This is a genomic window from Streptomyces sp. Ag109_O5-1 (assembly GCF_003814875.1).
GTDB lineage: Bacteria > Actinomycetota > Actinomycetes > Streptomycetales > Streptomycetaceae > Streptomyces > Streptomyces sasae.
Genome location: NZ_RKQF01000001.1, coordinates 9,166,561 through 9,179,559 on the forward strand (window position 1 = coordinate 9,166,561; position 12,999 = coordinate 9,179,559).

Here is a 12,999-nt window from a genome sequence, read left to right on the forward strand (position 1 = left end):
TGTGACCGCGATACACGAGTGCCCCATCGGGGCGATAGGGTTACCCTGCCCGGGCCGGGTGGACTCGTACGGGTGGGGAGTGACATGGATCAGATAACACGCAGCAGGGCGAGGGTTCCTGCGATCACCTGCGGGAGCAACGCGACCAGTTCGCGTCTCGACCGCCATCTGTCGGTGCTGGCGGGACCCGCCATACCGCAGCAGCAGGCGGTCGAGGCGACGTCACTGATGCGTGAGCTGACCGCGCGTGAACCCGCGCAGCGCAGCGACCGGGTCGCACGGGTCAGCCGTGTCTCCCTCTTCGCACCGCTGCGCCGGCTGCGCCGTTCGCTGTTCGGCGGCAGCAAGCACTGACCGTCTGAACCGTCAGGCCCGCGCTCAGGCGATCACACCGTCCCGGCGCAGCGCTGCTGTTTCGGCGTCCGTCATCCCCACGGCACGCAGCAGCGCCTCGGTGTGCTGTCCGAGCGCGGGCACATCCCCCATCCGTGCCTCGTCCCCGCCAGGCAGCGTGATGGGCGGCAGCAGCGCGCGCAACGGCCCCACCGGCGACCCCACTTCCCGCCACCGCTCCCGGGCCGCCAGCTGCGGATGCCCGGCCAGCTCGTGCAGATCCCGCAGCCGCGCGCATGCGATGCCCGCGGCTTCGAGCCGTGCCACCGCCTCGTCCGCGTCGAGCGCCCCGAGGGCCTTCCCGACCAGCTCATCGGTGCGCGCCCGGTTCGCCACCCGCGCCGCGTTCGTCGCGAACGCCGGATCCGAACCCAGTTCCGGCCGTCCGACGACCTGTTCGGCCAGCCGCCGCCACTCCCGGTCGTTCTGCACCGACAGCAGCACCCGCCCGCCGTCCCCCGTCGGATAGGCGTCGTACGGCGCGATCACCGCGTGCGCCAGCCCGGTGCGCTCCGGAGGTTTACCGCCGTGGATCGTGTGGTGCAGCGGATGCCCCAGCCACTCCGCCAGCGCCTCCAGCATGGACACCTCCACCGGACCGCCCCGCCCGGTCGTCGCGCGCCGCAGCAGCGCCGCGAGGACACCCGAGAAGGCGTACATGGCCGCCGCGATGTCCGCCGCCGGGATCCCGGCCTTCACGGGCTGCTCCGGCGTCCCGGTGACCGAGACCAGGCCCGCCTCGCACTGCACGAGCATGTCGTACGCGCGTTTGCCGGCGTACGGCCCCGACGCGCCGTATCCGGAGATGTCCACGGCGACCAGCCGGGGGTGCGCGGCGCACAGCGTGGCCGCGTCGAGGCCCAGCCGGGCGGCGGCCCCGTGTGCGAGGTTCTGCACGAAGACGTCCGCGTCCGCGATCAGCCTCTTCACGATCTCCAGGCCGCGCGGGTCCTTCAGATCCAGCGCGATGGACTCCTTGCCCCGGTTGCACCAGACGAAGTGCGAGGCGAGGCCGCCGGCGGCGGTGTCGTAACCGCGTGCGAAGTCGCCGCCGTCGGTCCGTTCGACCTTGATGACCCGGGCGCCGAGATCGGCCAGCTGCCGGGTGGCGAACGGAGCGGCCACTGCCTGTTCGACGGCGACGACGGTGATGCCCTCCAGGGGCGGCGGGAGACGGTCCATGAACGGGATCATGTCCCGTGACCGGCGGGTTTGTCAGCAGTGCCGGTACGACCGGGTCCGTCAGCCGCGCCCGTACCGGTGGACGGCGAGGGGCAGGAAGACGGCGATCAGGAGCGCGCTCCAGGCGAGCGAGCCCGCCACCGGGTGGGCCACCGGCCAGGCCGCGCCCTCGGGGACCGGCGCGTTGCCGAAGAGCTCGCGCAGGGCCGTCGTCACCGCGCTGATCGGGTTCCACTCGGCGAGCGTGCGCAGCCAGCCCGGGAGGTTGCCGGTGGGGATGTAGGCGTCGGAGAGCAGCGGCAGCACGAAGGAGGAGGCGCCGAGCTGGCCGGCCGCGTCCTCGCTGCGGGTGAGCAGGCCGAGGAAGATGCCGACGGTCGTGCAGGCGAACCGGAAGAGGAGCAGCAGGCCGACGGCGCCGAGGGCCCCGGCGGCCGACCCCTCGACGCGCCAGCCCACGGCCAGGCCCACCAGGAGCAGCGGCACGGTACCGAGCGCTGTGACGACGAGGTCGGCCACCGCCTGTCCCAGCGGTACCGCGGCCCGGCTCACCGGCATGGTCCGGAAGCGGTCCGTCACACCCCGGTGCGTGTCGGCGGCGGCCTGGAACATCCCGGTCATGAGCCCGCCTGCCGCGGTCGCCACCAGCAGCCCCGGGACGAGGAAGGAGCGGTACTCCGGGCCGGGCATCGCCAGTGCGCTGCCGAAGACATAGCCGAAGAACAGCAGCATGTTGACCGGCATCAGCTGGGTGAGGACCGCGAGGCCCGGGCTGTTGCGGACCCGGCGCAGCTGCCGGCCCACCATCGCGGCACCGTCGTACGCGAGCGCGCTCATGCGGCACTTCCCGTCAGCCGGAGGAAGACGTCGTCCAGGGTCGGCGGTCTGAGGCTCGCGTCGAGCAACGGCACACCCGCCGCGTCGAGTTCGCGCACCAGACGGGGGAGGGTGAGCGTCGGATCCGTGGTGAGGGCGCCGACGGTGTGCCGCTCGTGGTCGAACCGCGGCTCGGTTCCGGTGAGTCGGTCCAGCACGGCGGCCGCCTTCGACAGCGCGTGAGGGCCGGCGACCACGGCCTCCACGTGCCGGCCGAAGAGCGCCTTCAGCTCGGCGGGGGAGCCGGTCTGCGCCACCCGGCCCCGGTCCATCAGCACGATGTCGTCGGCGAGCTGGTCGGCCTCCTCCAGATACTGCGTGGTCAGCAGCACGGTCGTGCCGTCCGCGGTCAGCTCCCGCACCGCCTGCCAGATGCCGTTCCTGCTGACCGGGTCCAGACCGGTGGTCGGCTCGTCGAGGAACAGCACCTCGGGCCGCCGGACCAGGCTCGCCGCGAGGTCGAGGCGGCGGCGCATGCCTCCGGAGTAGGTGGCCGCCCTGCGGTCGGCGGCCTCGGTGAGGCCGAAGCGGTCGAGGAGCTCGGCGGCCCGGTCGTTCGGCCCCCGCACCCGGTGCAGCCGGGCGAAGAGACGGAGGTTCTCGCGGCCGGTGAGGTCGCCGTCGACGGATGCGTACTGGCCGGTGACGGCGATGCCGCGGCGGACGGCCGCCGCGTCCCGCACGAGGTCGTGCCCCGCGACGCGGGCAGAACCCGCGTCGGGCCGGAGGAGGGTGGTCAACACGCGTACGGCCGTCGTCTTGCCCGCCCCGTTCGGACCGAGCAGCCCGCAGACCGAGCCCTGCCGTACGGCCAGGTCGAGACCGCGCAGCGCGGGTACCGAGCCGAAGCGCTTCTCCAGGCCTTCACTAAGTACAGCGTACGTAGTTGTCATGGGGCGACCATAGCGCACTACGTACGTCGTACGTAACTAGCATGGTGGGCGAGGTGATGACCTATGGCAGTCCGAGGGGCCGAACCCGAGGTGATCTGGGCCCGCCCCGAGCGGGCGGGGCGGGGGCCGAAGCCGGCGTTCACGCGCGCGGACATCGCGGCGGTCGCGGTGCGGATCGCCGACGCGGAGGGGCTGGACGCCGTGTCGATGCGGCATGTGGCGGCCGGGGTGGGGTGCGGGACGATGTCCCTGTACAACTACGTCCCCCGCAAGGAGGACCTGTACGAGCTGATGGTTGACGCGGTCAGCTCGGAGCACGAGTTGTGGGAGCCGACGGGGGACTGGCGGGCCGACATGATGCGGGTCGCCGAGCAGACGCGGGAGTTGATGCGGCGGCATCCTTGGGTGCCGCGGCTCATGTCACCGGTGTACGGCTTCAGCCCCAACGCGCTGCGGTATCTGGAGCACTGTTTGGCTTGTCTGGATCCGCTCGATGCGTCTTACGGTACGAAGTTCGAGCTCATCGCCATGCTGAACGGTGTGGTGACGACCTATGTGCGCAACGAGATCGACAGCGCCGAGCGGGTTCGGAATCTGCCGTGGTCGCAGGAGCGGGAGCAGGCGGTGCGGATCGCCTATCTCGGGGGGCAGGTTGCCTCGGGGGCGTATCCGCGGATGGCGGAAGCGTTCGCGGAGGATGCGGGGCCGATTGACATGGAGGCCGTTTTCCGGCGGGCGTTGGAGAGGGTTCTGGATGGGTTCGCGCCGTCGTAGTCTCACGGTTTGCGGGGGCTGGTCGCGCGGTTCCCCGCGCCCCTGAGTCGGTCACATCAGCGTTAGTTGACCCGCTGGGCCTTCTTCGGCGTGCTCCAGGACCGACGCCGGTTTGCGGGACGTCTCCGGGGGCGGGAGTACGTCCGCCGCCCTCAGGTCTGTTGCTGTGATCCGGGCCTTGATCTCCAACTCGGACTGCTGGGAGCGCACTTCCGCCAGGAGGGCCAGGACCGTGATCAGTTCCAGCAGTTCCGAGGTCCAGGGCTGGGACCAGGTCGCGGGGGTGATGGCCGCCAGGGTTCCCGGGTCCGCCGTCTTTGCCGTTCGGGCTGTGAACCACGCCTCCAGGACACGCACCTCGCCCGTCCTGAAGTCCCATGCCTGCGGCGGGACCGGGGAGATACGGCCCTCGTCGAGGTGGAGGGTCTCCTCCTCCGTGTCGTAGAGGATCGTGAGGGGGCTGGTCGGGAGCGGGGCCCGGACGTACGGGCGGCGGCCGCCGGGGAGCTTGGGGCGTTCACCGTCCCGGCGCAGGAGCCACAGGGCCCGGTGGCCCAGTTCCACGCCCCGGGACCAGAGGTCGGGGTCCTCGGTGAGCGGGACGGTGTGGTCGGGGCGGATCGTCGCCAGGGTCCAGGCGAGGACGTCCGGGGGAGTGGGAGTCAGGCCGAGTCGGTCGGTCAGATGGTCCAGCAGGCCGGGGGCCAGGTTCGGTTCCTTGCCGCCCGGGCGGCGGTACAGCGGGCGGATACGGCCCGCGCGCAGTGTGGGCAGCAGGGAGGTCGCCAACAGCGGCATGCCCTCCGCCGACTCCACCGCGAAGATCTGATGGTCGTCGGCCACCCGCCACAACTCGGGGCGGGCCGTGTCGATCAGGCGGTGGTCCGGGATCAGCCACTGTTCGTCGAAGGGAGAGGACAGGACGCGTACCGGGTCCGGGAACGGGTCCGTGGCCTGTGCCAGCCTCTCCGTGCCGGTCGGCTGCCCGGGGAGCTGGGGCACCGCCGAGTGGACCGTCCGGGCCCGCGTCGGCTCGAACAGGGCCTCGCGGTCAGGTCCGTCGGCCTTGAGCAGGGCGTCCCAGCGGGTCTTCAGGGTCGCCGGGTCGGGAGCCGTCGGCCACCCCCGGCCGAGCCGTAGTGGTGCGACGGACCACGGCATGAGGTCCGCGAGCAGCGGAGCGTCGTCGTGCGTCACGCCCGGCATCGTACGACGAGTTCAGGTGGCGTCGAGGGTGACCGTGAAGGAGAAACGGTCGCCCCGGTAGTGGATCACCGCCAGGTCCAGGACCCGGCCGGCGGTGTCGTAGGTGACCCCCGTGTAGTGCAGGATCGGGCTGAGGAGCGGGACCTCGAGCAGCCGGGCGGTCTCCGGGTCGGCCAGCCTCGCCTCGACCGTGTCCGTGATGCGGCTGATGTCCGCGCCGACGACGTCCCGGAGCACCTTGGTCATCGGCTGCCGGGCCAGGTCCTCCGGGTCGATGCGTTCGGCCAGTTCGGGGCGGACGTGGTTGCGGGCGTGGTTGGTCGGCTCGCCCGTCTGCTCGTCGCTGCGCAGGCGGTGGTACGTCGCCACCTCGGCGAGATCGGGGAAGTACTCGGTGAGTTCGCCGGTCACGGGCGCCGTGCCGTGGTCCAGCAACCGCGCCGTCATCCCGGACTGCTGGGCCACGATGGCGTCCACCGAGCCGAGCAGCCGTACCGGGGTGCCCCGGCGGGCGTCCGGCTCGATGAAGGTGCCCCGGCGGCGGTGCCGGCTGATCAGGCCCTCGTCCTCCAGCTCCTTCAGCGCCTGCCGCATGGTGAGCACGCTCACGCCGTAGTGCTCCGCCAGCTGTTCCTCGGTGGGCAGCCGGAGCGGGTCCCGGGGCGAGCGGCCCAGTATCGAGGCGCGCAGCGACTGCGACACCTGATACCAGAGCGGCAGTTTGCGGTTCAGGACGATCGAGTCCGGGGCGAAGGAGGTCACGGGCCATCCGTACCGTCGGGGGGATCTTCAGGGCAAGGGGCGGAAGTGACGTTCCAGGCCCCGCCAGACGTCGTCGTAGCCCTGCTGGAGGTGCTCGGCGGTCGCAGCCTGCGGGGTGAGCATCACCGGCCAGCGGGTCTCGAACATGAACGCCAGGCCGTCGTCCACCTTCTGCGGCCTCAGCTCGGCCGCGCTCGCCCGGTCGAACGTCTCCCGGTCCGGGCCGTGCGCCGACATCATGTTGTGCAGCGAACCCCCGCCCGGCACGAAGCCCTCCGCCTTCGCGTCGTAGGCGCCCTCGATCAGGCCCATGTACTCGCTCATCACGTTCCGGTGGAAGTACGGCGGCCGGAAGGTGTTCTCGCCCACCAGCCAGCGGGGGGCGAAGACGACGAAGTCGACGCCGGCCAGGCCGGGGGTGTCGGACGGGGAGGTCAGCACCGTGAAGATCGACGGGTCGGGGTGGTCGTACGAGATGGTGCCGATCACATTGAAACGACGGAGATCGTAGATGTAGGGCACATGTGTGCCATGCCAGGCGACCACGTCCAGCGGGGAGTGGTCATAGGTGGCGGTCCACAGGTTGCCGCAGAACTTGTTGACCACCTGCACCGGGCCCTCGATGTCCTCGTAGGCGGCCACGGGGGCCCGGAAATCCCGGACGTTGGCGAGGCCGTTGGCACCGATCGGGCCGAGGTCGGGGAGCCGGAAGGGTGCGCCGTAGTTCTCGCACACATAGCCGCGGGCGGAGGCATCCAGCAGCTCCACACGGAAGCGGACCCCACGGGGGATCAGCGCCACATGTCCAGGCTCCACATGCAACAGGCCGAACTCCGTGTGCAGCAGCAGCCCGCCGCGCTCCGGGACGATCAGCAGTTCGCCGTCCGCGTCGGAGAAGACCCGCTCCATCGAGGTGTCGGCGTGGTACAGGTGCACGGCCATGCCGGTGCGCTGCGTCGCGTCGCCGTTGCCGCCCAGGGTCCACAGGCCGGCGAGGAAGTCCGTGCCGGGCGGCGGCTCCGGCAGGGGGTTCCAGCGGAGCCGGTTCGGGTCCGGGGTGATGTCCGTGAAGGGGCCGGTGCGCAGCCCGCCGTTGTCGACGGCGCGGGTGAACGCGGGGTGGGCGGCCGAGGGGCGGATCCGGTACAGCCAGGAGCGGCGGTTGTGGGGCCGGGGTTCGGTGAAGGCGGAACCGCTGAGCTGCTCGGCGTACAGGCCGAGGGGGGCACGCTGCGGGGAGTTGCGGCCTTCGGGCAGGGTGCCCGGTACCGCCTCCGAGGAGTGCTCGTTGCCGAATCCCGAGAGGTACGCCAGTCCCTCGGCGGTCTTCCGCGCTTCCCCGTGCTCGAACACGCTCGCGCGGGAGGTGCCCCCATCGCTCATGATCGCTCCCTGAGCCTGTCGAGTCCAAGTGAGTCCCCGATTCCTATGCATCACCGTAGGATTGCGCGGGGGCGGGTGCAAGGGGGCCGGGAACATCCTGGGGAGGTATGACGAGAACCCGACTCCAGGGGGATCCGGTCGGCGGGGCGCTGTTCTACGCTCCCGGGCATGTCGTGGACGCGGGGACTGCCGAGCGCCCTCGCAGCCTGTGTACTGCTGCTGGTCGCGGCGGCGGGGTGCGGGACGGGGGAGACGCACGGGAAGCGGGGGACGGGGGTCCCCTCTCCGGTGGGCAAGATCCTCGACGGCACGGACGAGGGCGGGCGCCACTACCGGGAGCTGGACAAGAAGCAGGCGCCCGAAGTCGGCACGGAGGTCACCCCCGACGCGGCCGGCGGCTGGGACGTACGGCTCGAAGTGCACCGTTTCCGCTTCTCCCCGGCCGGTACCGCGGCGCAGGCGGTCGCCGGGCGCGGCCTCGCCTACCTCTTCGTGGACGGCCGTCTGGTGACCCGGCTGCGCACCTCCGCGTACCACCTCCCCACGGAACTCGTTCCGCAGGGCACCCACCACATCACCGCCCGGCTCTACGCGGACGACGGCACGGTGTGGGCGGTCCACGGCAAGCCGGTCGAGAGCACGGCGGACGTCACGGCGTCCGGCGCGGAGACGACGACACCGACGGCGCCTGCCTCGGCCGCGGTCACTTCGACTGCTGCCGCCGGCGACACGATGGCACGGTGACTTTCGCGGTGTCCGCCGCTTGCGCCGTGCCTTCGGCGATGCTCGCGGCACGCGCGTCCGCCGCATGCGCGGCGACCTCACACCGCCCGCCGCAGCCGCAGCCGCCGCGGACTCGGCAGTGCCCTCCGCGGCCATGGCGCCCATTCCCTCTGCGGTCGGTGCGAGCGGCGCACCGGCGGGGTGAGTGTATGAGCCATCCGTCTCCGTACTGGGGGGTGAGGTTCACCTGATCCTTACGGAAGGGCATCATGAAGCCCGTGCCCCAAGCGACCTCGCTTCGCAAAGCGCCCGTGCAGCGCCGTAGTGCCGAACGGCTGACCAGGATCCTCGACGCCTGCGCCGACCTCCTGGACGAGGTGGGCTACGACGAGTTGAGCACCCGGGCCGTCGCCGCCCGCGCCGGGGTGCCCATCGGCTCGGTCTACCGCTTCTTCGGCAACAAGCGGCAGATGGCCGACGCCCTCGCCCAGCGCAACCTGGAGCGCTATACCGAGCGGGTCGCCGAGCGGCTGAAGGACGCGCCGAAGGGCGACTGGCGGGCGGCGATGGACGCGGTGCTCGACGAGTACCTGGCCATGAAGCGCACCGCCCCCGGTTTCTCGCTCGTCGACTTCGGCAACCAGATCCCGGTCGGTGCGCGCTCCGAACCCAACCGCAGGGTCGCCGACCGCCTCACCGACCTGCTCTCCGGCTATATCGGCCGCACTCCCGACGAGGATCTGCGCCGTACCTTCCTCGTGGCCGTGGAGACCGCCGACACCCTGGTCCACCTCTCCTTCCGGATGGACCCGGAGGGCGACGAGACGATCATCGCGGAGACGCGGGAGCTGCTGCAGGCGTATCTGGCGCGGGTCCTGGACTGACGCCACCGGGATCACGCGGGTTTGCGACCTCATCCCCGGGAGGGACTCCCCACGCGACATACCGCTCGGTATGCTCGGCGCGAGTTCCCTGACCCCGGGAGGCCCCCATGTCCCGCACCGCCCTGCGAATCTGCCCCCTGTGCGAGGCGACCTGCGGGCTGACCCTCACCATCGAGGGCACCCGCGTCACCGGCGCCCGCGGTGACCGTGACGACGTCTTCAGCAAGGGTTTCATCTGCCCGAAGGGCGCCTCCTTCGGAGCCGTCGACGGCGACCCCGACCGGCTGCGCACCCCCCTCGTGCGCAGGGACGGCGAGCTGCGCGAGGCCACCTGGGCGGAGGCCTTCGACGCGGTCGCCGCCGGGGTCCGGGGCGTCGTCGAGCGGTACGGCGCGGACTCCGTCGGCGTCGTGCTCGGCAACCCCAACGTCCACACCGTCGCCGGCGGCCTCTACCCGCAGGTGCTGCTCGGCGCCCTCGGCAGCCGAAGCATCTTCACCGCGTCCACGGTCGACCAGATGCCCAAGCACGTCTCCAGCGGACTGCTCTTCGGCGACGCCAACGCGATACCCGTGCCCGATCTGGACCACACGGACCACCTGCTCCTCATCGGCGCCAACCCCCTGGAGTCCAACGGCAGTCTGTGCACCGCCCCCGACTTCCCCGGCAAGCTCAAGGCGCTCAAGGCCCGTGGCGGCACCCTCACCGTCATCGACCCGCGCCGCACCCGCACCGCGAAGCTCGCCGACCGGCACATTGCCATCCGGCCCGGCGCGGACGCCCTGTTGCTCGCCGCGATGGCCCAGGTCCTCTTCGAGGAGGGCCTGGTGAACCTTCGCGACCTCGCCCCGCACATCGAGGGCCTCGACGGGCTCCGCGCCGAGCTGGGGGACTTCACCCCGGACGCGGTCGCCCACGCCTGCGACGTGGACGCCGACACCATCCGCGTCCTCGCCCGTGAACTGGCCGCCGCACCGACCGCCGCCGTGTACGGCCGGATCGGCAGCTGCACCGTCCCGCACGGCACCCTCGCCAGCTGGCTCGTCGACGTCCTCAACATCCTCACCGGCAACCTCGACCGGCCCGGCGGCGCGCTCTTCCCGCAGGCCGCCACCGACCGGACCCCGCGACCCGCCGGCCCCGGCCGCGGCTTTGCGCTCGGGCGCTGGCACTCCAGGGTCAGCCGGCACCCCGAGGCGAAGGGCGAGTTGCCGCTCTCCGCGCTCGCCGAGGAGATCGACACCGCGACGGCCGAGGGCGAGCCGATCCGGGCGCTCATCGCCGTCGCCACCAACCCCGTGCTCTCCGCGCCCGACGGCGCCCGGCTGGACAAGGCCCTGGCCTCCCTCGACTTCATGGTCAGCGTCGACCCGTACCTGAACGAGACCGCGCGCCACGCCGACGTCGTACTGCCCCCGCCGCCGCCCTCGCAGAGCCCGCACCACGACTTCGCCTTCAACACCCTCGCCGTCCGCAACCAGGTCCGCTACACCCGCCCCGCCGTCCCGCTGGAGCCCGGCCGGATGGCGGAGACCGAGATCCTGGCCCGGCTGATCCTGGCGGCCGGCGGAATGCACGGCGCCGAACCGTCCGCCGTGGACGACATGGCCATCGGTCAGACCCTCGGCAAGGCGGTCAACGACCCCCACTCCCCGGTGCACGGCCGCGACCCGCAGGAACTCACCGCCCTGCTCGCCGGAGACACCGGCCCCGAGCGCCGGCTCGACCTGATGCTGCGCCTCGGCCCCTACGGCGACGGCTTCGGCGCACGGCCCGACGGGCTCACCCTGGAGCGGCTGCTCGCCCACCCGCACGGCATCGACCTCGGGCCCCTCAGGTCCCGCCTCCCGCAGCCGCTGAAGACCAGGAGCGGCAAGGTCGAACTGCTGCCGCGGCCGATCGCCGACGACCTGCCCCGGCTGCGCGCGGCCCTCGACACCAGCCCCGCGGCCCTGGTCCTCGTCGGCCGCAGGCACCTGCGCTCCAACAACAGCTGGATGCACAACGTCCCCGCTCTCACCGGCGGCACCAACCGCTGCACCCTGCACATCCACCCCGAGGACGCCGAACGGCTCGGCGTGCGCGACGGCGCCGACGTACGCGTCAAGGGCGCCGGGGGAGAGGTGGTCGCCCCCGCCGAGGTCACCGACGGCGTCCGCCCCGGCGTCGTCAGCCTTCCGCACGGCTGGGGCCACGACCGCCCCGGCACCCGCCTCAGCCACGCCGCGACCGCGCCCGGCGTCAACGTGAACCAGCTCCTCGACGGCAGCCTGCTCGACCCGCTGTCCGGCAACGCCGTCCTCAACGGCATCCCCATCGAGGTGACCGCGGCAACCCTGTGGGCGTGAAGGCGACGTCGCGGCTCTGCGCTCCTTCGGGGGCGCATGGTCGCGCCGCATGCTGAAGAGATCAGTCCGTTTTTTTGCTTTCCTGGTCCCTTGCTGAGTATTCGGGCACGTGTCTTCCCCCTCCCCCACACATTCCGTTAACTTCCGTGACCCACAGGCCCGTACGACCGCCCCGGAAGCGACCGCCATGACACGCGCCATCTCCCTGCACAACGTGAGCAAGGCCTTCGCGCGAGGTGTCCGCGTGGTGGACCGGTTGTCCCTGGACATCGACCCCGGCGAGTTCCTCGTGCTGCTCGGGCCGTCCGGCTGTGGCAAGTCGACCGTGCTCAGGATGATCGCCGGACTGGAGGAGATCGACGAGGGCGAGCTGTTCCTGGACGGCGAGTACGGCAACGACCTCCTGCCGTCCGACCGGGACATCGCGATGGTGTTCCAGAACTTCGCCCTCTACCCGAGCATGACCAGCCGCGACAACATCGGCTTCCCGCTGCGCATCGAGACGCCCGGCGCGGACCCGCGCCCCCGCGTGGACGCCACCGCCCGCATGCTGGGCATAGAGGACCTCCTCGACCGCTTCCCCAGCCAGCTCTCCGGCGGCGAACGCCAGCGGGTGGCGATGGGACGGGCGATCGCCCGGCACCCCTCGGCCTTCCTGATGGACGAGCCGCTCTCCAACCTCGACGCCAAGCTCCGCAACCACTTACGTGCCGAGATATCGAAGCTGACCAGAGAACTGGGCGTCACCACGGTCTACGTCACCCACGACCAGGCCGAGGCCATGTCCCTCGGTGACCGGGTCGCCGTGCTGCGCGGGGGAGTCCTCCAGCAGGTCGACACCCCGCGCGCGGTCTACGCCCTGCCCCGCAACGTCTTCGTCGCCGCCTTCATCGGCACCCCGCGCATCAACCTCCTGCGCGGGGTGATCCGCGCCCCGCTCGACGGCGCGATGACGGTCAACCTCGGCAAACAGGCCCTGCCCCTGCCCGAACCCCTCTCCCTGGACCACAAGTTGCTGCGGGTGCAGCAGGGCCGCGAGGTGATCGTCGGGCTGCGTTCGGAGGCGGTGCGGATCGCCAGGCACTCCACGGCCCGGCCCGGCGAGGTGCCGCTCACCGGCCTGGTGGAGCATGTCGAGTTCCAGGGGCACGAGGTGCTCGTCCACTTCAATACCGGCTCCCGGTCCGCCGTCGTACCGGATCTGGAGGCCCCGCGACCGGTCGCCCGGCCGTCCCGGCGCCGGCGGGAGGGGCCGACGATGCTCGATCGTCTGCGGGACCGGGCCGGTTCGAAGCGAGCGGGACCGGTCGTCGTACTGGAGCATCCGGCGGACGCCGAGCCCGAGCCCGCGCCCCCGGAGGGGCGGCTGCCCGGCGATCTGGTCGTGCGCACCACGCCCGACATCCAACTCCGGCACGGCATGCAGATCCCCCTCCTGGTCGACCTCGCCCACCTGTTCGTCTTCGACCAGCACGGCGAACGGATCAGCCCGTCCCCGGCGCGGCTGCCGGACCTGGACGAGTGAAACCCGCCGGAAACCGGGACCAGGAAAGGCGGAAACCCGTAGGAAGGGGG

The 12,999-nt window shown here is 71.8% G+C and carries 12 protein-coding genes; 6 read left to right on the forward strand and 6 right to left on the reverse strand.

Features of this window, described 5'->3' with window-relative positions; genetic code table 11:
• Window positions 1-84: 84 nt before the first annotated feature.
• Window positions 85-354: a hypothetical protein gene (locus tag EDD90_RS41755; RefSeq protein WP_123978282.1), complete on the forward strand. Its 270-nt coding sequence runs from the start codon at window positions 85-87 to the stop codon at window positions 352-354.
• 24 nt (window positions 355-378) lie between these two features.
• Here EDD90_RS41755 and EDD90_RS41760 read toward each other — a convergent pair whose 3' ends face one another.
• Genes EDD90_RS41760 through EDD90_RS41770 form a run of 3 tightly spaced genes read right to left on the reverse strand, consistent with a single transcriptional unit; the run spans window position 379 to window position 3,344 of the window.
• On the reverse strand, window positions 379-1,575 hold the full coding sequence (locus EDD90_RS41760; RefSeq protein ID WP_123978283.1) for a CaiB/BaiF CoA-transferase family protein: 1,197 nt from the start codon (window positions 1,573-1,575) through the stop codon (window positions 379-381).
• Window positions 1,576-1,635: 60 nt separating this feature from the next.
• Window positions 1,636-2,412, reverse strand: a complete 777-nt coding sequence (locus EDD90_RS41765; RefSeq protein WP_123978284.1) for an ABC transporter permease — start codon at window positions 2,410-2,412, stop codon at window positions 1,636-1,638.
• Window positions 2,409-3,344: an ATP-binding cassette domain-containing protein gene (locus tag EDD90_RS41770; RefSeq protein WP_123978285.1), complete on the reverse strand. Its 936-nt coding sequence runs from the start codon at window positions 3,342-3,344 to the stop codon at window positions 2,409-2,411. Before EDD90_RS41770 ends, EDD90_RS41765 begins: the two co-directional genes overlap by 4 nt.
• A gap of 63 nt (window positions 3,345-3,407) precedes the next feature.
• Here EDD90_RS41770 and EDD90_RS41775 point away from each other — a divergent pair, with 63 nt between their 5' ends.
• A complete protein-coding gene (locus EDD90_RS41775) occupies window positions 3,408-4,118 on the forward strand; it encodes a TetR/AcrR family transcriptional regulator (protein WP_123978286.1) in 711 nt (236 codons plus the stop codon).
• A 51-nt stretch (window positions 4,119-4,169) separates the two neighbouring features.
• On the opposite strand, the gene EDD90_RS41780 is transcribed toward EDD90_RS41775, so the two are convergent.
• Genes EDD90_RS41780 through hmgA form a run of 3 tightly spaced genes read right to left on the reverse strand, consistent with a single transcriptional unit; the run spans window position 4,170 to window position 7,469 of the window.
• Window positions 4,170-5,324, reverse strand: coding sequence for a type ISP restriction/modification enzyme (locus tag EDD90_RS41780; RefSeq protein WP_185149412.1), 1,155 nt, complete (start codon window positions 5,322-5,324; stop codon window positions 4,170-4,172).
• A 12-nt stretch (window positions 5,325-5,336) separates the two neighbouring features.
• Complete coding sequence (locus EDD90_RS41785; RefSeq protein WP_123978288.1) at window positions 5,337-6,086, reverse strand: GntR family transcriptional regulator; 750 nt, start codon at window positions 6,084-6,086, stop codon at window positions 5,337-5,339.
• A gap of 27 nt (window positions 6,087-6,113) precedes the next feature.
• Window positions 6,114-7,469 (reverse strand): homogentisate 1,2-dioxygenase, encoded by a 1,356-nt coding sequence (hmgA, locus tag EDD90_RS41790; protein ID WP_123978289.1) that lies wholly within the window; start codon window positions 7,467-7,469, stop codon window positions 6,114-6,116.
• Between the two features lie 168 nt (window positions 7,470-7,637).
• On the opposite strand from hmgA, the gene EDD90_RS41795 reads away from it, so the two are divergent.
• The 4 genes from EDD90_RS41795 to EDD90_RS41810 all read left to right on the forward strand — a co-directional run bounded on the left by EDD90_RS41795 (window position 7,638) and on the right by EDD90_RS41810 (window position 12,949).
• Complete coding sequence (locus EDD90_RS41795) at window positions 7,638-8,213, forward strand: hypothetical protein (protein ID WP_260328470.1); 576 nt, start codon at window positions 7,638-7,640, stop codon at window positions 8,211-8,213.
• A gap of 248 nt (window positions 8,214-8,461) precedes the next feature.
• Window positions 8,462-9,076, forward strand: coding sequence for a TetR/AcrR family transcriptional regulator (locus tag EDD90_RS41800; RefSeq protein ID WP_123978290.1), 615 nt, complete (start codon window positions 8,462-8,464; stop codon window positions 9,074-9,076).
• A gap of 107 nt (window positions 9,077-9,183) precedes the next feature.
• Entirely contained in the window at window positions 9,184-11,424 is a 2,241-nt protein-coding gene (locus EDD90_RS41805) for a molybdopterin oxidoreductase family protein (protein ID WP_123978291.1), read from the forward strand.
• Between the two features lie 187 nt (window positions 11,425-11,611).
• Window positions 11,612-12,949, forward strand: coding sequence for an ABC transporter ATP-binding protein (locus EDD90_RS41810; RefSeq protein WP_123978292.1), 1,338 nt, complete (start codon window positions 11,612-11,614; stop codon window positions 12,947-12,949).
• Window positions 12,950-12,999 lie beyond the last annotated feature (50 nt).